Consider the following 19927-nt stretch of genomic DNA (forward strand, 5'->3'; position numbering starts at 1 on the left):
ACCATCCGGGTGGCGTGCCAGGCGGCGCGGCGGGGAGCGGAACGACCGGCGGGTCGAGGCCCGCGGCCCGCTTCGCCCAGTAGCCGCGGGGCGGCGAGGGCACCGCGAGGGTCCTGCAGACCCGGCGCAGGTAGGTGTCCGAGACCGACAGCCGGCGTGCGGCCCTCGTCGCCGGCTCCGACCAGACCAGCCGGTGGAGCTCCTCGCGTGTCACCGGCGGCGCTCCCGGCCGCGTTCAGTCGGGGCCGGCTTCCCTGCGCGGGAAGGAGGGGCGCCCGCGTTGCGCCCGGTATCGGCGATCGTCTCCCCCCACCGCGCCAGCGCCTCTTCGCGCTCGGGCAGGTATTCGTACAGGTCGTAGACGCGGTCCAGGCCCTGCTTCGCGTGTCCGAGGACGGCTCTGGCAACCTCTTTTGGCACTTTCAGCCGCGAAAGGCCGGAGCGCACCGTGCGGCGGGTGTCCTCCAGCTCCCAGGGGGCCATTTCGGCGCCCGGCTTGGCCTCGCGCAGCGCGGACAAAACCGCCCTCTTGAACGCCTGCACGGGGTGGGAGAAGTCCGCGATCGGGTTCCGGCCGTTGTCGACGCTGAACAGGCAGTCGCCGTGCCCGGCCGGAAGGACGCGCAGCAGCGCCTGGAGCAGCTCCATCATCTGGTCGGACAGCGGCACGGCGTGGGCCCGCCCCGGCTTGTAGCGCGCCGCAGGGATCGTCCACAGCCGCCCGGCCATGTCGATCTCGGAGCGCCGCATGCCGGCCACCTCGTTCTCCCGCTGGCCCGTCAGGATCATCGCCATGTAGAAGGGACCGTAGGGGTAGGGCGTCGCCGCCGCCGCCGCCAGGTAGGCCGCCACCTCGTCGGCGCCGAGAACGCGGTCCCGCGTGTTGGGGCCGAGCTCGAGCTTGATCGCCTCGAGGCTGGCGATCGGGCTGGTCGGCCCGAGATAGTAGTCGCGGCGCCGTTCGGGCGCGTGCGCCCAGGTGAAGAACGTCTTGACCCTGCGAAAAAGGTTGTACGCCGAGGTTGGCGCGGGACGGTCCCGGACCGCGGCGATCAGCGTGGAAACGTCCACGTCGTCGACCTCCGCGAGAGGCTTGCCGATCCACGGATTCCGCTCGGGGTCGAGAAGCTCGCGCCGCATGTCTCCCTGGTCGCGCGCGGCTTGGCGGTTGTGTTTTCGGCCGGGTATGTGGGCGAGATAGTCCTCGAGCGCCAGCCCGAACGTGGCCCGCAGCCGCTGCGCGCGCTCCACCGCCAGCCTCGTCTCCTCCGCCCTCGGATCGAGGTGGCGGTCGATCCAGGCGTTCCAGCGTTCCGCCTTCGTCCTGGCCTCCGCCAGGGTCAATGCGTCCGCCGTCCTGACCTCCGGCGGGGTCGTCGGGTCATAGACGCCGAGCGTCAGGCGGGTGGGGTTGGGCGCCGCGCCCAGGCGGGCGACCAGCAGGAACACGATCCGTCTCGGGCCGACCCGCAGCCACAGGCGCGGGCAGCCGGGGTCGGGAACCTCATAGCGCCCCTTCCTCCGCAGGGCCTGGATGTACCTGTCGTCCAATGCGCGTTTCCTGGCCATGGATTCCTCCGCTCGATTCTGGGCGGCAGACTGGTCAACATTGGCTTCGCGAAGGCGCAACCGTCTGAGCCCGTGGGCGGAATCATAGATCCGCCACTGAACAAAAGTCAATTATATCAGATACTTAGGAACGCCCTGAAACGAAGGGAAACCCCGTCGGGCCTCGCACCTGCCTTCTAAGCAGGTGGTCACAGGTTCGAATCCTGTAGGGGTCGCCAATCTTTTCAATGACTTGCAGGCCGTATTCTGCCGCATTTTGGACCCCGTTTACGGTATTTTGCCACCAGTTACAAAATTTCGTCCTCAAGGCGTTCTTTCGTGTCGCGATTGTTGCGGTGAATTCGGATTGGTCCATCAGCGAGCCTCCGCTTCACACTTGGATTCGGATGGGCTTTACCAGCGGTTTAACGACCGGGGGCAGCAGAACTCGACCGGCAGGGCTGTAGAGGTTCCGGTTCATCTACCTATGCCACACAGAAGTGGAATCTTGAGGTGGGGGAATTTAACGCGCCGCCGCCGCGCCCGTACATCTTGGGAAAATCGGTACCGTGGCGGCGCATGACCGATGCCGAGGCCGAAACGGTTGCCGCTGCCATGAATTTGGGTTCCCGCCCGTTGCGCAACATGACGCCGCGAGCGAGCTTAACTCAGGCGATGAGCTGTGGGGCGTCCTGAAGGGCATGCTTTCACAGCTCGTTCGCCTGCTCGGGCCGAAGAATTGCCGGCTCCCGATACCTGAACTCTTCTGGCGGGCTTGATGCCATGCTAAATAGGTTCACGTGTCGGGGGATTTCAGGGTGAGGTTGCATATATTCGGCGATAGTCATTCCGCCTACTGCTTTGACGCGGTAGAGGATGCCTCGATCCACTGGATAGGGCCGGTGACCATGCACAGGATCGCGCGGGATGGTCCAGCGTTCGTTCGCGCCATAACTCCCGACCTTTCCGGCCATGACGCTGTTGTTCTGATGTTCGGCGAAATCGACGTTCGCTGCCATTTGATCCCAGCTGCGGAAAAGTCCGGACGTAGCATTCAGGCGGAGGCGCACAATCTAGCCACCCGATATCTGGCCAGGATGGCCGCCATGAAAGCCGATCTCGACGGCACGCAAATAGTCCTTGCGCAGCCGCCGTTTCCATCGGATCGCCGTCCAAACACTGAACTGCCGGCGTGTGGAACGCTTGACCAACGCATAGCGGCACACCGTGCCCTGTCTGCAGCGCTGCAGGAACTGGCCGAAGCGGCCGGTCTGCTGTTCCTCCCGATGCCACCACGCTATGCGGACAGTCGCGGGGCGCTGCGCCGTATCTATTCCGACGACGGTGTTCATATGATGCCTTGCGAGGCCAAAGCCTATGTGAGTGCGTTGGCGTCCCTGCTTGGCCGTCCGCTGCGGTTCAGGGCATCGCCTTTAAGCGTACTGCTTCGACGCTGGAATTATCTGTTCGGCGGAAACATTCGCCGCCGTGGTCTCCCGGTCACCAAGAAGCTCGAAAGTTGGTAGCGCCTTAGCCTCCAAAGAACCGCAATGAGGCGCGCCCCGTAACCAGGCGTTTCTTCGCGCCCAATCTTAAGGGAATTCCCAATGAATCGCGCAGCGTTCTACGCAAGCGTGCGCTCTCGCACGTCTGGTATCTTTGGCACGTCTTTATCTCAGGGGCAGGTGAATGGCTGCGAAGCCATCCTTGGCGATCAGGCACTCGCCTATATTTCTGGCGACCGCCTATCACGAATCCGCCGTCTATTCTTCTCTCCTTCCGTACTAGGCCGGAAACCGTTTACATCGTGGCAAGATTTCAATCATATTCGGGTCGCGTCTACAGTTTGAAATAGCGAAAAGCCCTGAAAACGTTGGATTTGCTCCCTGCCTTCTAAGCACCTGGTCGCAGCTTCGAATCCTGCAGGGGTTGCCACTTATCTGCTGTGTCCGACCCGGAGATCGGGTATTCGGCTTTCGCCCCATCTTCTACGGTGATGCAGGGAGGTGCTGCGCTTCGAGCTGATGATAGAACGTGGTCTGTTCAAGCATTGCGGTGCTGAAGGACCCGACCTGGAACGTCGAGCGGGTCGGACATGCTTGATTTTAAGTGAAATTCGCAACGCCTACAGACAGGCGTTGCCAAATCTGGTCTCTGAATGATCTCCGATGATGGGGTTAGGATGCCGAAGCAGATCGATGAAGCCTTGCGGATAACCAGTAGCGTCCTCTCAGCGCGATTTGATGTCTATTCTTTCGCCTTTGCTGCGGGCTCGATTATTCGCGGAGAGGGCACGGAAAACTCCGACATCGACCTGGTCGTCGTCTTCGATAAGCTTGATCGGGCATGGCGGGAGTCGTTCGTTGAAGACGGCATTCCCTTCGAAGCATTCGTTCATGATCCAGAGACGCTCAACTGGTTCTTCGAACGCGACCTTAAATCCGGCCATCCGATCATCGTTCACATGGTGGCGTCCGGACGGATTATCGGGCCTGGCCAGGAAAATGGCCGGACGTGGCAAAGCCATGCCGCCCAGTTGCTGAAGGACGGCCCACCTGAGCTTGCCAGGCAGGAGCTTGATGCGCTCAAATATCAAATCACCGATCTGCTGGACGATCTTTGCGGTGAACGCAGCGGAGCTGAACTCCGTGCAATTGCGTCCCAGCTTTATCAGCCGCTTGCCGATCTGATGCTTCTTGGACGCGGCACTTGGTCCGGGAAAGGAAAATGGATTCCACGCCTTCTGAAGCAGCTCGACAACGAGTTGTTCGAGGCGTTCGACGCAGGTTTCAAGCATGCCGCTGAAGGGCGGCCTGGGGAACTTCTACGTTTGACCGAAGCAGAGCTGGCTCGCAAGGGTGGCCGGTATTTCGATGGAGATTGCCGCGAGGCGCCCCTGGATGCCCGCAAGACAAGTGCCGTGCCGGGATGGAGGATTTGAGATGACGAAAATCTTCTTTGATGTTGATGGTGTGCTTATCGATGGCTGGCATGCCGATCCGTTGCGCCGCAAACCCTGGGACGCGACGATTGAGGCTGATCTCGGTGTTGACCGGGCGGCATTCGGCAATCTCTTCTTTGGACGCGCAGGCGGCCGTTCGAACGCGCTTATGGCTGAATGTATCTCCGGCAAACGCGATCTCGCGGAGGCGCTTGCCGAGGTTCTGCCGGAGGTTGGATATCACGGCGATGCGAAGGACTTCATGAGATATTGGTTCGAAAAGGATTCGAATCTCAACAGTGAGGTCTTTGATCTGATTGAGGGCATAAGGAGCAGCGGCAGCGTTGTCGAACTCTACGTGGCAACCGGCCAGGAGCATCACCGGGCGCGATTTCTCTGGAACGAGCTCGGCTTTTCGAAGCTGTTCGACGGTATGTTCTACAGTGCAGAAATTCGATACCCGAAGAAGGACATCCGCTTTTTCGAGGCGATAAATTCCCGATTGAGCATCGGCGCCGGCGAGTGCCCGATATTTTTCGACGACCAGCCCGAAATCGTGGCCGTGGCGAGGCAGGCCGGTTGGGACGCAAATCCGTTCGCTTCCGCTTCCGACGTTCGCCAGCATCCGCGGCTGCGCCATCTCTGGGCATCCGAGTGATCGCATGATGCGGGCCGCGTTTCCGCCCTGAACGCAGACGCTGTAGCTTACAGGGCGGCTAGCCGGCGTGCCCCTCAGTGGCTGCCGGCTTTCTTGCTGGCGAGCAGCATCACGTAATCCTCGGCGGCGTCCGCGAGCGCGAGCGCCACTTCGGCCGGCGTCCAGCCATGCTGTTGCAGGCGCTGGATCATGTCGAACATCGCAGCTTCGACTTCTGTCCGGCAGTTCAGAGGGCGCTCCGACCTGCCGTTTGCGCGCTGAGAACCGTGAATTTCCATCATTTTTCTGCCCCCGTCCTTCGGCCCTCATTCTATCTCGGGCCTGATTTTAAGCAGAGAGCATCGCATAACTTCACGCTGAAGCAAATGGATACCTAATCAAGAGTTAAAGCAGACCGTTGCACGACGTCATTTGACGCCATTTCGGCAAGCCGCGCTTTGGCGGGTTGGAACGCCGCCGCGACTTTCAGCGGTCGTCATCAAAGTCGAAAAACGGACGGTAGACGCGATTGGCGATCATCAGGCTGCGGTCGGGGCGGATGATGTAGGTCTCTTCGACCTCGCGGCCCCTGTTATCGTAAAATGTGTGAGGAAACGACGAGCCGATCGGCGATTTGGTCAGCTTCGTACGGGGCTGGCCGCTATAGGTGATGCTGCCGGGAATGGGCTCCAATCCTGGGCCGGAAATGTCTCCGCCGGCCGTGCAGCCTGCAATCAATGCGCCCATGACAAGAACTGCGGCGAATTCGGCTTTCATCGGGGGCTCCATGACATGGGTCGGCGATGCTATCTTAGATAGGTATGCGCCTTCACTTTTCTATGGCTGAACGCTGCCTGCTTCCGGAGGGCAGGCGATGGTTTCGGGGGCAATAAATGAAAGAAGCCGCCGGAAGGTTTCTTCCGGCGGCTTTTCTTTAAAAAAGGTTCTTCAGCTCAGTGCAGGATCTGGCTGAGGAAGAGCTTGGTGCGCTCGTGCTGCGGATGGTCGAAGAATTCGGCGGGCGAGTTCTGTTCGACGATCTGGCCCTGGTCCATGAAGATGACGCGGTTGGCCACCTGACGGGCAAAGCCCATTTCGTGGGTGACGCAGAGCATTGTCATGCCTTCTTCGGCAAGGCCCACCATCGTGTCCAGCACTTCCTTGATCATTTCCGGATCGAGCGCCGAGGTCGGCTCGTCGAACAGCATGATCTTCGGGTTCATGCAGAGCGAGCGGGCGATCGCCACACGCTGCTGCTGGCCGCCGGAAAGCTGGCCGGGATACTTATGCGCCTGTTCCGGGATCTTGACGCGCTTCAGGAAGTGCATGGCGACCTCTTCCGCCTGCTTCTTCGGCATCTTGCGCACCCAGATCGGCGCCAGCGTACAGTTTTCCAGGATCGTCAGATGCGGGAAGAGGTTGAAGTGCTGGAATACCATGCCGACTTCGCGGCGCACTTCGTCGATCTTCTTCAGATCGTTGGTGAGCTCCGTGCCATCGACGAGGATGTGGCCCTTCTGATGTTCTTCCAGGCGGTTGATGCAGCGGATCATCGTCGACTTGCCGGAGCCCGACGGGCCCGCGATAACGATGCGCTCGCCGCGCATGACCTTGAGGTTGATGTCGCGCAGCACGTGAAAATCGCCGTACCACTTGTTCATGTTGATGATCTCGACCGCCACATCCGTTGCGGAAACGGTCATTTTCTTGGGTTCAGCCATGTTTATTCCCTCATTCTTATCGTTTGTGGCCGGTGTCGAGGTGGCGTTCCATGAACACGGAATAGCGCGACATGCCGAAGCAGAAGATCCAGAAGACGAAGCCCGCGAAGACGAGGCCTGTCAGCGGCGTGACCGAGCTTGCCCAATTGGCGTCGGTGAAGTTCAGGCGGACGATGCCAAGCAGGTCGAACATGCTGATGATCGAAACGAGCGACGTATCCTTGAACATGCCGATGAACGTGTTGACGATGCCCGGGATGACCAGTTTGATCGCCTGCGGCAGCACGATGAGCCGCATTTTCTGCCAGTAGCCGAGCCCGAGTGAATCGGCTCCCTCATACTGGCCCTTCGGGATTGCCTGCAGGCCGCCGCGAATGACTTCCGCCATGTAGGCGGAGGCGAAGATCGAGACGCCGATGACGGCGCGCATCAGCTTGTCGACATTCCAACCGGTGGGCAGGAAGAGCGGCAGCATGACGCTTGCCATGAAGAGGACCGTGATCAGCGGGATGCCGCGGATCACTTCGATGAAGGTGACGCAGACCACCTTGACGACGGGCAGTCTCGATCGTCGGCCGAGCGCCAGCATGATGCCGAACGGAAGCGAGACCGCCATGCCGACGAAGGAGACGACCAGCGTCACGAGCAGACCGCCCCAGAGCGGTGTGTCGACGACTTCAAGGCCGAAGCCGCCATAAAGCATGAAGAACGAGAAGATCGGCAGCACGCCGAAAAGCAGGATCGCGTTCAGGCCCTTGCGCGGCACCGACGGGATCAGCATCGGCACCAGCAGGAGCACGAAGAGAATACCGACGATCGTCGGACGCCAGCGCTCGTCGAGCGGATAGCGGCCGAAAACGAACTGATCGAATTTCGCATTGACGAAGGCCCAGCACGCGCCACTCCAGCCATCGGGCTGGATGCCGCCTTGAACGGCAGTTGCACAGAAGGTGCGGTCGGTGCCCGTCCACACGGCCTGGATGAACAGCCAGTCAATCAGCTGCGGCAGGACCCAGGCGAGGGCGGCGATCGCGAGCACCGTCAACACGATGTCCCGCGGCGTTGCGAGCAGGTTGCGCCTAACCCAAGCGGGAGCGCCACGTTCGCCGGGCGGCGGCGGTTCAGCCGTGAGTATCGCCGTTCTGACAAAGGAGGTGTTGGAAACGGACATCTTATCTCTCCACCAGTGCCATCTTGGCGTTGAACCAGTTCATGAACAGCGACGTGAGAATGCTGAGGCTGAGATAGACGACGATCCAGATCAGCACGATTTCGATGGACTGGCCTGTCTGGTTGAGGGTCGTTCCGCCGACGGCGACAAGGTCCGCAAAGCCGATCGCAATGGCGAGCGACGAGTTCTTCGTCAGGTTTAGATACTGGCTCGTCAGCGGCGGAATGATGATGCGGAAGGCCTGCGGTACCACGACAAGGCGGGTGATGGAGGAAGGATGCAGCCCAAGGGCGCCTGCCGCCTCAGACTGCCCCTTGGCCACGCCGCGAATGCCGGCGCGGACGATCTCGGCAATAAAGGCTGCCGTATAGAACGACAGCGCCAGAAACAGCGACATGAATTCCGGGCCAACGACCGAGCCGCCCGTCAGGTTGAACTTGCCGGCGACCGGAAGGTCGAAGGACATCGGCAGGCCGGTTACCAGGAAGGCGAGGACCGGCAGGCCGGCGATCAGCGCGATCGACGCCCAGATCGTATGGAACGGCTGGCCAGTCGCGGCCTGGCGCTTGTGCGCCCAGCGCGCGGTGATGATGGCGCCGGCGATGCCGACGATGAAGGCAATCAGAACCGCCCACATGCCCGCTTCGAAGATCGGCTTCGGGAAGGCGAGACCACGATTGTTCAGGAACATGCTGAACGGCAGGTGCAGGGATTCGCGCGGCTGCGGCAGAACGGCGAGAACGCCGGAATACCAGAAGAAGATGACGAGCAGCGGCGGGATGTTGCGGAATACTTCGACATAGACCGTGCACAGCTTGGCAATCAGCCAGTTGTGCGACAGTCGCCCGATGCCGACGATAAAGCCGATGATCGTTGCGGTGATGATACCCGTAACTGCGACCAGCAGGGTATTCAAGAAGCCAACGAAGAGGGCGCGGCCATAGGTCGAGTCGCTGGAGTAGGAAATCAGCGACTGGCCGACCTCGAAGCCGGCGCGTCCCCTGAGGAAGGCGAAGCCGGAGGCCGTATTGCTGCGTGCGAGGTTCTGGATCGTGTTGTCCACGATCCACCAGACCACTCCGGCGAGGACGAGGACAGTGAGAACCTGATAGAAGATACCCCGGTATTTGGGGTCATACATGGCGGACCGGAAGGTCCAGCCGGTTTTAGGCAACGGTGTCGTGCCCAGAGCCTCTTGCGTCATGCCGAGCCAATTCCCCTATGTGCCCGTTTTGGGCTTTTTTCTTGGACGAGGGAAAGGCGGTTGCCCGCCTTTCCGGTATTTCATTCCAGGCCGGCGATCAGCGGACCGGCGGTGCGTACTGGATACCGCCCTTGCTCCACAGAGCGTTCAGGCCGCGCTCGATCTTGAGCGGGCTGCCCTGACCGATGTTGCGCTCGAAGAGTTCGCCGTAATTGCCGACGCCTTTGATCACATTATAGGCCCAATCGTTGGTGAGGCCGAGGTCGGTACCGATCTTGGTGTCGGTTTCCGAACCGAGGAAGCGCTTGATATCCGGGTTCGGCGAATTCTTCATCTCGTCGACGTTGGCCTGGGTAATGCCGAAGTCTTCCGCATTGACCAGAGCGAAGGCCGTCCAGGAGACGACGTCGAACCACTGGTCGTCACCCTGGCGGACGGCCGGGCCGAGCGGTTCCTTTGAGATGATCTCCGGAAGGATTATGTGCTCGTCGGGGTTCTTCAGCGTCAGACGCAGAGAATAAAGGCCGGACTGGTCGGTCGTGTAAACGTCGCAACGGCCGGAGTCGTAAGCAGCGTTGACTTCCTCGAGCTTTTCGAAAACGACCGGATTGTACTGAAGGTTGTTGGCCTTGAAATAGTCGGCGAGGTTGAGTTCGGTGGTCGTGCCGGCCTGAACGCAGACGGCGGCGCCGGAAAGCTCGAGAGCCGACTTGACGTTCAGGCCCTTGCGAACCATGAAGCCCTGACCATCGTAATAGGTGACCGCGCGGAAATTGAAGCCGAGAGCGGTATCGCGGTTGATCGTCCAGGTGGTGTTACGCGACAGGACGTCGACTTCGCCGGATTGCAGCGCCGGGAAGCGGTCTTTCGCGGAGAGAGGCGTGTACTTGACCTTAGTCGGATCGCCGAACACGGCTGAAGCAACCGCCTTGCAGAAATCGACGTCGAAGCCGGCCCAGTTGCCGGAAGCGTCAGGCTGAGCGAAGCCGACGAGGCCGCTATTGACGCCGCACTGGACGAAACCCTTTGCCTTCACGTCTGCGAGAGTGGCTGCCGAGGCAGCCGAGGCGCCAAGGGCGAAAACTGCTGCGCCGACGGTGGCGGACAGGAGCTTAATCTTCATTTTTCCCAACCTTTATCTGTTGTCTTATGTTTTTGTGGAGGGGACGGCTGAAGCAAACCATTCGCCCCCCAATTCTCGACACCCTCCCGGCGCGAGCGGTTCTATCACAGTCGCAAATATCACCACGGTCAAGTGTCGCGGTTCACAATTGCGGCAGAAATTGGCATTTTGGCAAAATGCGCCGTCCTGATAGGCATTTGAGCGGCAAATGGGCAGCCCTTTGCGGAAAATTGTTGCGTAATCCACTGATATATCTGACAAAGTAACGAAATGGGTAATCTACCTCTCCGAGCCCGGGGTTGACCGTTTTGCGGGGCGGGTCCAGAAGTGCAGCTTTGCATCATTCCGCCAAAGGCCATTCCAGATTATGAAAGACAGAGACAGTCTACTGCAGAACGCGGGTATCAACACGCGCCTTACCCATGTTGGCAACGATCCCGTCGACTACTTCGGTTTCGTCAATCCTCCCGTCGTCCATGGCTCCACGGTGCTCTTCCCGAACGCCAGGACGATGGAGACGCGGTCGCAGAAATATACCTACGGCACCCGCGGAACGCCAACGACGGATGCGCTATGCGAGGCGATCAATGCACTGGAGGGGTCTGCCGGAACGATCCTCGTTCCAACGGGTCTTGCCGCCGTTACGGTGCCGCTGCTCGCATTTCTCTCCTCCGGCGATCACGTTCTGATCGTCGATTCGGTCTACACGCCGACGCGGCATTTCTGCGATACGATGCTGACGCGTCTGGGCGTCGAGGTCGAATATTACGACCCGGCCATCGGTGCGGAGATCGAGCAGCTTTTCAAGCCGAACACGAAGTTGGTGCACACTGAAGCGCCGGGTTCGAACACATTCGAAATGCAGGATATTCCGGCCATTGCCGCAATCGCCCACAAGCATGGTGCGGTCGTTGCGATGGACAATACCTGGGCGACGCCGGTCTATTTCCGGCCCCTTGACTTCGGCGTCGATATTTCGATCCATGCCGCGACGAAATATCCCTCCGGCCATTCCGACATCCTGATGGGCACGGTCTCGGCGAATGCCAAGTATTGGGAGCAGTTGAAGGAAGCCAATATCACGCTCGGCATTTGCGGGGCTCCGGACGATGCCTACCAGATCCTGCGTGGTCTGCGCACCATGGGTGTGCGCCTTGAGCGGCACTATGAAAGCGCGCTGACGATCGCCAAATGGCTAGAGGGCAGGGAAGAGATCGCAAGCGTCCTGCATCCGGCGCTGCCGAGCTTCCCGTCGCACGAACTCTGGAAGCGTGATTTCAAGGGCGCAAGCGGCATCTTCTCCTTCGTGCTCGCGGCCGATGCCCCGGAAAAATTCAAGCCGAAGGCGCATGCCTTCCTCGACGCACTGCAGATCTTCGGCCTGGGATATTCCTGGGGCGGCTTCGAAAGCCTGGCAGTGCACGTCAATCTCAACGACCGCCGTATCCGCAAGGCGCCGCAGGAAGGGCCGGTCATCCGGCTTCAGGTCGGTCTCGAAGACGTCGCCGACATCAAGGCGGACATCGAACGCGGCCTTGCTGCTGCCAATGCCGTTTGATCAATCGATCGGACGGTAGCCGTAGATCCAGTCCAGATCGGCTGCCAGGCTTTGCGGCGATTTCAGCGAAAGAACAATATCGCGGCCGAGACGGACTGGGCCGCGGGCGTGGTAGGCAAAGCGGTTGAATGCGCCGCGCTTGCGGATTTTCGCGACGCGCGGCGCACGTTGCCGTTCGAAACGAGGTAGGGCTTCCTTCACAGAATGGGCCGCAAGCAGGGCCGCGAGCTCGTAGCCATCTTCGATTGCCATCGCCGCGCCCTGGGCGGCAAAAGGTGTCATGGCGTGAGCGGCATCGCCGATAAGGACGGTGTCGCTTCCGTTTTGCCAGGTGCCCTCCGTCGCCTCGTAGAGCGGCCAGAAGGTCATCCGGGCGTCACCGAACAGCGACTTGATATCGGCGCTCCATCCGGAAAAACGTGATGTGAGCTGCTTCAATTGCTGCTCCGCCGGCTCGTTGCGCCAGTCCTGCCGCGCAGCACTGCCGGCGGTGATGGCGACAAGATTGAAACTGCCGGCCTCCTTCAGCGGATAGCAGATAAGATGGGCGGACGGCCCAAGGAACGCCGAAACACTTGCGCGGTCGATGAACGCCGGCGCGGAATTGCCGGCGATCGTGAAGCGATAGGCTATATTACCGGAAAAGCGCGGCGAGGGACTGCCCTTGATTGCCTGCCGCAGCTTCGACCAGACGCCGTCGGCACCGATGATCACATCCGCCTGGCGCGTGGTTGCCGGGAGGATGCCAGGCTCGATCCTGCTGCCGCAGTGAAGGGTACAGAGAGAGCTCGCTTCGACTTGCGCAAGCAGCGCTCTTTGCAGCGTGGCGCGGTGCAGGACGCCGTAGGGCCCACCCCAACGGGTACGCGCGAAATCGCCTGCCGGAACGGCCGCAAGCGGGCGCAGCGTGTCGCCGGAGAAAAGGCGGATGAATTGCGGTTCGAGCCAGACTTTTTCGATGTCGTGCAGGATGCCGAGCTTTGCGAGGATGCGCGATGCATTCGGCGAGATCTGCAGGCCGGCGCCGACCTCCGCAAGCGCGGCCGCCTGCTCGAAAATATCCGAACTGATGCCGCGTTTAGCGAGGGCCAGAGCAGCGGTCAGGCCCGCAGTTCCGGCGCCGATGATGGCGGCGTGTTCGACCGGCATCTGCTGTCCGATCTTTAGTGAGTGACGTTACGCTGCCTTGACGTGGAAGACGCAGCCGGCCGGGTTCGTCTGGCTCGCCTTCAGCGCGCTGTTGAAGCGGTAAAGCGTCGAGCAGTAGGAGCAGACCTTCTCGTTGTCGTCGCCCATATCGATGAAGATATGCGGATGATCGAAGGGCGCGGATGCGCCGGTGCACATGAACTCCTTCACGCCGACTTCGATGACGCGGTGTCCGCCGTCGTTCTGGAAGTGGGGAATGTTGTGGCCGGCCATGTCTGTCTCCGAATGCTTTGAAATGTGCGCGGACATTATAGTCCTTCGCCGGAAATGTGTAGAGCCGAAACGCAGCACGGCCCATGGTTTTTTGACGTCGCGAGGGTTCACCTCCGCTGCCCGATAAAATATGGTCCGGCCAAAAAGGACGGACTTTATGAATCTGAATACGCCTGCATTTTCTAGCTTTCCCCACGACGGCCTGAACCTCGTTTTTTTCGACAAAGGCGATCCGAACGGTCCGCCAGTGCTGCTCATTCATGGCTTCGCCTCGACCGCCAACGTCAACTGGGTGCATCCCGGCTGGCTGAAGACGCTGGGCGATGCAGGCTATCGGGTCATTGCGATGGACAATCGCGGCCACGGCGCAAGTGATAAGCCCCACGATGCCGAAGCCTATCGGCCGTGGATCATGGCGGAAGACGCGGTGGCGCTGCTCGACCATCTCGGCATCCCGGAAGCCAATGTCATGGGCTATTCGATGGGTGCGAGGATTTCGGTCTTCACGGCGCTTGCCCATCCGCATCGCGTGCGTTCGCTGGTGCTTGGCGGTCTCGGCATCGGGATGACGGATGGCGTCGGCGATTGGGATCCGATTGCCGATGCGCTGCTTGCGCCGTCGCTGGACGACGTCACGCATATCCGCGGGCGCATGTTCCGCGCCTTCGCCGAGCAGACCAAAAGCGACCGGCAGGCACTCGCCATGTGCATCCGGGGATCGCGCGATCTCGTGGCGCGGGCCGACATGGGCAAGATCGAGGCGCCGACGTTGATCGGTGTCGGAACAAAGGACGACATTGCGGGTTCGGCGCACGAACTGGCGGCTTTGATGCCGCATGCCGAGGCGCTGGACATTCCGGGTCGCGACCATATGCTGGCGGTTGGAGACAAGGTGTTCAAGAAAGCGGTTCTGGAGTTCTACGAGAAGGTCGCCGGGCGGTAATCGGCGTCTTCAAGGTGCCGTGATTACCGAAAAAATATGCTAAAAAAGCATAGGGCCGGTACCCATTTATGTTCCGGGCGTTTTGCCCTATATAATGTCGTTCCGACGGAAACGAGGAGACCTGGAATGGTCGCGAAGACTGACGTTCGTTCTTTTGAAGCATCAAACCCGCTGAAGGTCATGGATCCGATCTGGGACAGCCTGCGCGAAGAAGCGCGTGCGGCTGCCGAGAAGGATCCGGTGCTGGCGGCTTTCCTTTATTCGACGGTGATCAACCACCGTTCGCTGGAAGAATGCGTCATTCATCGGATCTGCGAACGTCTTGACCATCCCGACATGCAGGCAACGTTGCTCCGTCAGGTCTTCGACAAAATGGTCGAAGATTGGCCGGAATGGAGCGATATCCTGCGCGTCGACATTCAGGCCGTCTACGACCGTGACCCGGCATGCCTGCGCTTCATGGAAGCGGTGCTGTATTTCAAGGGATTTCATGCGCTGCAGACGCATCGCCTGGCGCATTGGCTGCTCAATCAGGGGCGGCGGGACCTGGCGCTCTATCTGCAAAGCCGGTCATCCAGCGTCTTTCAGACCGATATCAATCCGGCAGCGCGCATCGGCCGGGGCATCTTCCTCGATCATGCGACTGGCCTCGTCGTCGGCGAGACGGCGGTGATCGGCGACAACGTCTCGATCCTGCATGGCGTCACGCTTGGCGGCACGGGCAAGGAGGGCGCTGACCGTCACCCGAAGATCGGCAGCGGGGTACTCATCGGTGCGGGCGCGAAGATTCTCGGCAATATCCAGATCGGCTATTGCTCGCGTGTCGCGGCCGGTTCGGTCGTTCTGCAGCCCGTTCCGCCGAAAACGACGGTCGCAGGCGTGCCGGCGAAGGTTGTCGGAGAGGCCGGGTGTTCGGAACCGTCGCGTATCATGGACCAGGTGATCGGCGCCGGTATCTGATCCGGTCATATCGGCTAGAACGGAAAAGCTGGCGAAATGCTGAGGGGAAAGCCGGGGCGGATGTGCTGCGGCAGCCTTTACAGCGCCGCTTTTCCTGTGCAAGAAGCGGCCAACGAAGACCGCTAGGAGACCCAGTGTGAAGCCTGAAGAACTCAAGAAGCTCGACGCCTATTTCAAGAAGACGCTCAACCCGCAGATCGTCGTCAAGGCGCGCCCGCGCAAGGATGATTCCGCGGAAGTTTATCTCGGCGACGAATTCCTGGGTGTCGTCTATATCGACGACGAAGATGGCGATCGTTCCTACAACTTCTCGATGGCGATTCTCGACGTCGATCTCTAATGATCCCTTGGCGGGCCGCATCATAGCGGCTTGCCTTTGCCGAACGGCACCTTTTATCCGCAGCCTGCCTACCAAGCCTCAGCAACAATTTTGCCGCTTGCGCTGGATGAGTTCGCCCTCCGCCCCATGTTAGTTTTTGCGAATGCGATCAAACTAAATTTGGAGGCGAGGACATGGGTATTTTCGATAAAATCAAGAACGCGATTTTCGGCGAAGCGCAGGCAGCACCGGTGATCGAGGCGGCGGATGCGCCGAAAATGGCGCCCGCGCAGACGGCGTCCGCGCCATCAGCAGCACCGTCGGCAGCACCGTCGGCGGCGCCTGCGGCCGTCGATATCGCTCCGATTCTCGATGCTGCCGTCAAGAAGAGCGGGCAGAAGCTAGATTGGCGGCGCTCGATCGTGGACCTGATGAAGGCGGTCGGCATGGATGCGAGCCTCTCCGAGCGCAAGGAGCTTGCTGCGGAACTTGGCTATACAGGCGACACAGGCGATTCCGCCAAGATGAACATGTTTCTTCACAAGGCGCTCATGAAGAAGCTGTCCGAAAACGGCGGCAAGGTTCCCGCAGATCTGATGGACTGAGACGGCCTCCGGTTATCCCAAGATTGAGGCTTCGCGAGAATTTTTGCGAAGCCTCAGGTTGTAGGCCTCTGATATATATTTTAAAAATCAATTGGCGATGTACGTTGCTCTTTTTTAAAGGCGCTTTTGCGTAGCGTCATGCAATCCATGGTGGTTGTGCAACGCACAAAATCGCTTGACTATTTGTGCGACGCAGCTACCTTTTGTGGCAGCCAATACCACAAAAGGAGGAGACTAAATGTTTAACTTTGACGACACGAGCCGGAAGAGCAAGGAAGCCATGGACACGATGCTGAAGAGCTATTCCGACACGGCCAAGGGGGTCCAGGCGATCGCGACCGAAGCTGCGGAATATTCCAAAAAGTCCTTCCAGGACGCCGTCAATCATTTTGAGACGCTGTCTGCCGCCCGCAGCTTCGAAACGGTCTTCGAACTGCAGACCGGCTTCATCAAGTCTTCCTATGAGAATTTCATCTCCGAGGCGACGAAGATGGGCGAAATGTACGCCGATCTCGCCAAGGGCGCCTATAAGCCTTACGAAGCGCCGGTATCGGCCCCGGCGGCAAAGTCGCCCAAGGCTGCCCAGGTAACGCCCGCCGCTGCGTAAAATGCGATGGTGCGAACAGCGCACCCCTTGAAAAACGAAGACCGGCAACGCATCTGCGGCCGGTCTTTTTTGTTTCCCGAAGCCCTTTAAGAATTCGCACGGGACTTTTTTAGTCTTTGCGTCAAGTCCTGCGGAATTGTGATTGCAGTCGCAAACAAGGGGCTTAAAATCGCTCCATTATGAACTAAGTTAGTGTTTCAGATATCCGGCGGGTAAAGCAGCCTCCCATGCACCACCGGATAGACCGAGGAATGAATGACAATGATCGCAAAGCCGATCCGGATGCAGAACGACAGCGAAAGGAACGGGGACAACGGAAATCGCGGAACCTCGGTCATCACACGCACGAAGCCGAAAACCAAGAAGCCCAATCTCTACCGCGTGCTAATCCTGAATGACGACTACACTCCCATGGAATTCGTTATCCACATCCTGGAGCGTTTTTTTCAGAAGGATCGTGAAAGTGCCACCCGCATCATGCTTCATGTCCATAACCACGGCGTCGGCGAATGCGGGATATTTACATACGAGGTAGCGGAGACCAAGGTAAGCCAAGTGATGGACTTCGCCCGTCAGCACCAGCATCCGCTGCAATGCGTCATGGAAAAGAAGTGAGGATCTCAACGTGCCAACATTTTCGCCTAGTCTTGAGAAGGCGCTCCATCAGGCACTGACCTTTGCCAACGAGCGGCATCACGAATATGCGACGCTCGAGCATCTGCTGCTCGCCCTAATCGACGATGCCGATGCGGCAGCTGTCATGGGTGCATGCAATGTCGACCTCGACGCGTTGCGCAAGACGCTGATCGAATACGTCGACAACGAACTGTCCAATCTGATCACCGGTTATGACGAGGACTCCAAGCCGACCTCCGGTTTCCAGCGTGTCATCCAACGTGCCGTGATCCACGTGCAATCGTCGGGCCGCGAAGAGGTGACCGGGGCGAATGTCCTTGTCGCAATCTTTGCCGAGCGCGAAAGCCATGCCGCCTATTTCCTGCAGGAGCAGGAAATGACGCGCTACGACGCGGTCAACTACATCTCCCACGGCATCGGAAAGCGACCAGGCTCTTCGGAAGTCCGCACGCCGCGCGGCGCCGACGAGGAAGCCGAGAGCAAGCCGAGCGCATCGCGCGGCGGCGAGGACGAGGGCGGCGCCAAGAAGCAGCAGGATGCGCTGAAGGCCTATTGCGTCAATCTCAACGAGAAGGCCAAGAGCGGCAAGATCGATCCGCTGATCGGCCGCAACTCGGAAGTCAGCCGTACGATCCAGGTGCTGTGCCGCCGCTCCAAGAATAACCCGCTCTATGTGGGCGACCCGGGCGTCGGCAAGACGGCGATCGCCGAAGGCCTCGCCAAGCGGATCGTCGAAGGCAAGGTGCCAGAAGCGCTCGCTGATGCGACGATCTTCTCGCTCGACATGGGCACGCTGCTTGCGGGCACGCGTTACCGCGGCGATTTCGAAGAGCGCCTGAAACAGGTCGTCAAGGAGCTCGAAGAATATCCGGGTGCGGTGCTGTTCATCGACGAAATCCACACCGTGATCGGTGCCGGCGCCACCTCGGGCGGCGCGATGGATGCGTCGAACCTCCTGAAGCCGGCGCTTTCGTCCGGTGCGATCCGTTGCATCGGCTCGACGACCTACAAGGAATACCGGCAGTTCTTCGAGAAGGACCGGGCTCTCGTTCGCCGCTTCCAGAAGATCGACGTCAACGAGCCGTCAATCGACGACGCGATCGAAATCATGAAGGGCCTGAAGCCCTATTTCGAAGAATATCACCACCTGCGCTACTCGAACGACGCCATTAAGTCGGCGGTCGAGCTGTCGGCTCGTTATATCTCTGACCGCAAGCTGCCCGACAAGGCGATCGACGTCATCGATGAAACGGGCGCCGCTCAGATGCTGCTGCCGCCATCCAGGCGCCGCAAGCTGATTACCGAAAAGGAAATCGAAGCGACGGTCGCGACGATGGCCCGCATTCCTCCGAAAAGCGTCTCGAAGGACGACGAAGCCGTTCTCGCCAATCTGGAGCAGGAACTGCGCTCGGTGGTCTACGGCCAGGATACGGCGATCGAAGCCCTTTCGACAGCGATCAAGCTGGCGCGTGCCGGGCTCCGCGAGCCGAACAAGCCGATCGGCGCCTACGTCTTCTCCGGCCCGACCGGCGTCGGCAAGACGGAAGTGGCCAAGCAGCTCGCAGCGTCGCTCGGCGTCGAGATGCTGCGCTTCGACATGTCGGAATATATGGAGCGGCACACCGTCTCCCGCCTGCTTGGCGCACCTCCCGGCTATGTTGGCTTCGACCAGGGCGGTCTCTTGACCGATGGCGTCGACCAGCATCCGCATTGCGTAGTCCTGCTCGACGAGATCGAGAAGGCGCATCCGGATATCTACAATATCCTGCTGCAGGTCATGGACCACGGCGCGCTGACCGACCATAACGGCAAGAAGATCGACTTCCGCAACGTTATCCTGATCATGACGACCAATGCGGGCGCGTCGGAAATGGCCAAGGCCGCAATTGGCTTCGGTTCGTCCAAGCGCACCGGCGAGGATGAGGAGGCGCTGACCCGCCTGTTCACGCCGGAATTCCGCAACCGTCTCGATGCGATCATTCCCTTCGCATCGCTGCCGACGGCCGTTATCCACAAGGTCGTGCAGAAGTTCATCATGCAGCTGGAGGCCCAGCTTTCCGAACGCAACGTCACCTTCGACCTGCAGGAGGAAGCGATCGACTGGCTGGCAGAAAAGGGTTACGACGAGAAGATGGGCGCCCGCCCGCTTGCCCGCGTCATCCAGGATGTGATCAAGAAGCCGCTGGCGAACGAGATTCTCTTTGGTAAGCTGAAGAAAGGTGGCGTCGTCAACGTCACCGTCGGCCCGAAGGAAGACGGCAAGCCCGGCATCATCCTCGAAGCGATCCCCGAATCGGCGCCGATCAAGCCGAAGCCGGAAGCCGAAACCGTTCATCCTGAAGCCGATGGCGAGGACGACGGCGAGCTGAAGACGAAGGCAAAAGCCAAGAAGACCGCGGTAAAGAAGGCGAAGGCCGAAGTCGGGGATGCACCGAAGAAGGCGAGTGCGGTGCCGAAGGTGCCGCGCAGGAGATAGTCTGTTACCGGGAAGTGAATTGAAGAAGGCCGCAGCGATGCGGCCTTCGATTTTTC

General features: G+C 60.0%; 21 protein-coding genes. 11 read left to right on the plus strand and 10 right to left on the minus strand.

The window, feature by feature from the left end:
• Positions 1-210 precede the first annotated feature (210 nt).
• Both BN1800_RS07905 and BN1800_RS40205 read right to left on the minus strand, forming a co-directional pair.
• A complete protein-coding gene (locus BN1800_RS07905; RefSeq protein WP_086996296.1) occupies positions 211-1569 on the minus strand; it encodes a tyrosine-type recombinase/integrase in 1359 nt (452 codons plus the stop codon).
• Between the two features lie 686 nt (positions 1570-2255).
• Complete coding sequence (locus BN1800_RS40205; RefSeq protein WP_143533914.1) at positions 2256-2567, minus strand: hypothetical protein; 312 nt, start codon at positions 2565-2567, stop codon at positions 2256-2258.
• 87 nt (positions 2568-2654) lie between these two features.
• Here BN1800_RS40205 and BN1800_RS07915 point away from each other — a divergent pair, with 87 nt between their 5' ends.
• The 3 genes from BN1800_RS07915 to BN1800_RS07925 all read left to right on the plus strand — a co-directional run bounded on the left by BN1800_RS07915 (position 2655) and on the right by BN1800_RS07925 (position 5147).
• On the plus strand, positions 2655-3074 hold the full coding sequence (locus BN1800_RS07915; RefSeq protein ID WP_143533916.1) for a hypothetical protein: 420 nt from the start codon (positions 2655-2657) through the stop codon (positions 3072-3074).
• A 656-nt stretch (positions 3075-3730) separates the two neighbouring features.
• The gene (locus BN1800_RS07920; protein ID WP_086996299.1) at positions 3731-4489 is read left to right on the plus strand and encodes a nucleotidyltransferase domain-containing protein; all 759 of its coding nucleotides are present in this window, start codon (positions 3731-3733) and stop codon (positions 4487-4489) included.
• Between the two features lies 1 nt (position 4490).
• Positions 4491-5147 (plus strand): HAD family hydrolase, encoded by a 657-nt coding sequence (locus BN1800_RS07925; RefSeq protein ID WP_027509377.1) that lies wholly within the window; start codon positions 4491-4493, stop codon positions 5145-5147.
• A 74-nt stretch (positions 5148-5221) separates the two neighbouring features.
• On the opposite strand, the gene BN1800_RS43855 is transcribed toward BN1800_RS07925, so the two are convergent.
• The 6 genes from BN1800_RS43855 to BN1800_RS07955 all read right to left on the minus strand — a co-directional run bounded on the left by BN1800_RS43855 (position 5222) and on the right by BN1800_RS07955 (position 10345).
• Positions 5222-5347: a hypothetical protein gene (locus tag BN1800_RS43855; protein WP_375714121.1), complete on the minus strand. Its 126-nt coding sequence runs from the start codon at positions 5345-5347 to the stop codon at positions 5222-5224.
• Positions 5348-5612: 265 nt separating this feature from the next.
• Positions 5613-5903, minus strand: coding sequence for a hypothetical protein (locus BN1800_RS07935; protein ID WP_027509378.1), 291 nt, complete (start codon positions 5901-5903; stop codon positions 5613-5615).
• Between the two features lie 176 nt (positions 5904-6079).
• The gene (locus BN1800_RS07940) at positions 6080-6847 is read right to left on the minus strand and encodes an amino acid ABC transporter ATP-binding protein (protein ID WP_027509379.1); all 768 of its coding nucleotides are present in this window, start codon (positions 6845-6847) and stop codon (positions 6080-6082) included.
• A gap of 16 nt (positions 6848-6863) precedes the next feature.
• Positions 6864-8018: an amino acid ABC transporter permease gene (locus BN1800_RS07945; RefSeq protein WP_027509380.1), complete on the minus strand. Its 1155-nt coding sequence runs from the start codon at positions 8016-8018 to the stop codon at positions 6864-6866.
• A 1-nt stretch (position 8019) separates the two neighbouring features.
• Complete coding sequence (locus BN1800_RS07950; RefSeq protein WP_086996305.1) at positions 8020-9222, minus strand: amino acid ABC transporter permease; 1203 nt, start codon at positions 9220-9222, stop codon at positions 8020-8022.
• Between the two features lie 97 nt (positions 9223-9319).
• The gene (locus tag BN1800_RS07955; RefSeq protein WP_027509382.1) at positions 9320-10345 is read right to left on the minus strand and encodes an amino acid ABC transporter substrate-binding protein; all 1026 of its coding nucleotides are present in this window, start codon (positions 10343-10345) and stop codon (positions 9320-9322) included.
• A gap of 367 nt (positions 10346-10712) precedes the next feature.
• On the opposite strand from BN1800_RS07955, the gene BN1800_RS07960 reads away from it, so the two are divergent.
• Positions 10713-11903 carry a cystathionine beta-lyase gene (locus BN1800_RS07960; protein WP_027509383.1) on the plus strand — a complete coding sequence of 397 codons (1191 nt, stop codon included), beginning with the start codon at positions 10713-10715 and terminating at the stop codon, positions 11901-11903.
• On the opposite strand, the gene BN1800_RS07965 is transcribed toward BN1800_RS07960, so the two are convergent.
• A complete protein-coding gene (locus BN1800_RS07965) occupies positions 11904-13052 on the minus strand; it encodes an FAD-dependent monooxygenase (protein ID WP_086996308.1) in 1149 nt (382 codons plus the stop codon).
• 27 nt (positions 13053-13079) lie between these two features.
• A complete protein-coding gene (locus BN1800_RS07970; protein WP_027509385.1) occupies positions 13080-13325 on the minus strand; it encodes a zinc-finger domain-containing protein in 246 nt (81 codons plus the stop codon).
• Between the two features lie 157 nt (positions 13326-13482).
• Between BN1800_RS07970 and BN1800_RS07975 the strand changes: the two genes are divergently transcribed.
• The 7 genes from BN1800_RS07975 (at position 13483) to clpA (ending at position 19871) form a co-directional block, all read left to right on the plus strand.
• Positions 13483-14268 (plus strand): alpha/beta fold hydrolase, encoded by a 786-nt coding sequence (locus BN1800_RS07975; RefSeq protein WP_086996482.1) that lies wholly within the window; start codon positions 13483-13485, stop codon positions 14266-14268.
• 126 nt (positions 14269-14394) lie between these two features.
• Positions 14395-15228, plus strand: coding sequence for a serine O-acetyltransferase (gene cysE / locus BN1800_RS07980; protein ID WP_027509387.1), 834 nt, complete (start codon positions 14395-14397; stop codon positions 15226-15228).
• Between the two features lie 136 nt (positions 15229-15364).
• On the plus strand, positions 15365-15568 hold the full coding sequence (locus BN1800_RS07985) for a DUF3126 family protein (RefSeq protein WP_027509388.1): 204 nt from the start codon (positions 15365-15367) through the stop codon (positions 15566-15568).
• A gap of 173 nt (positions 15569-15741) precedes the next feature.
• Positions 15742-16152: a DUF3597 domain-containing protein gene (locus BN1800_RS07990; protein ID WP_086996311.1), complete on the plus strand. Its 411-nt coding sequence runs from the start codon at positions 15742-15744 to the stop codon at positions 16150-16152.
• Positions 16153-16390: 238 nt separating this feature from the next.
• Entirely contained in the window at positions 16391-16759 is a 369-nt protein-coding gene (locus BN1800_RS07995; RefSeq protein ID WP_027509390.1) for a phasin family protein, read from the plus strand.
• A gap of 261 nt (positions 16760-17020) precedes the next feature.
• Positions 17021-17374, plus strand: a complete 354-nt coding sequence (clpS, locus tag BN1800_RS08000; RefSeq protein WP_027509391.1) for an ATP-dependent Clp protease adapter ClpS — start codon at positions 17021-17023, stop codon at positions 17372-17374.
• Positions 17375-17384: 10 nt separating this feature from the next.
• Positions 17385-19871 (plus strand): ATP-dependent Clp protease ATP-binding subunit ClpA, encoded by a 2487-nt coding sequence (clpA, locus tag BN1800_RS08005; RefSeq protein ID WP_027509392.1) that lies wholly within the window; start codon positions 17385-17387, stop codon positions 19869-19871.
• The last annotated feature ends 56 nt before the right edge of the window (positions 19872-19927 follow it).

The sequence above is a fragment of the Rhizobium sullae genome (assembly GCF_900169785.1).
GTDB classification, from domain to species: Bacteria; Pseudomonadota; Alphaproteobacteria; order Rhizobiales; family Rhizobiaceae; genus Rhizobium; species Rhizobium sullae.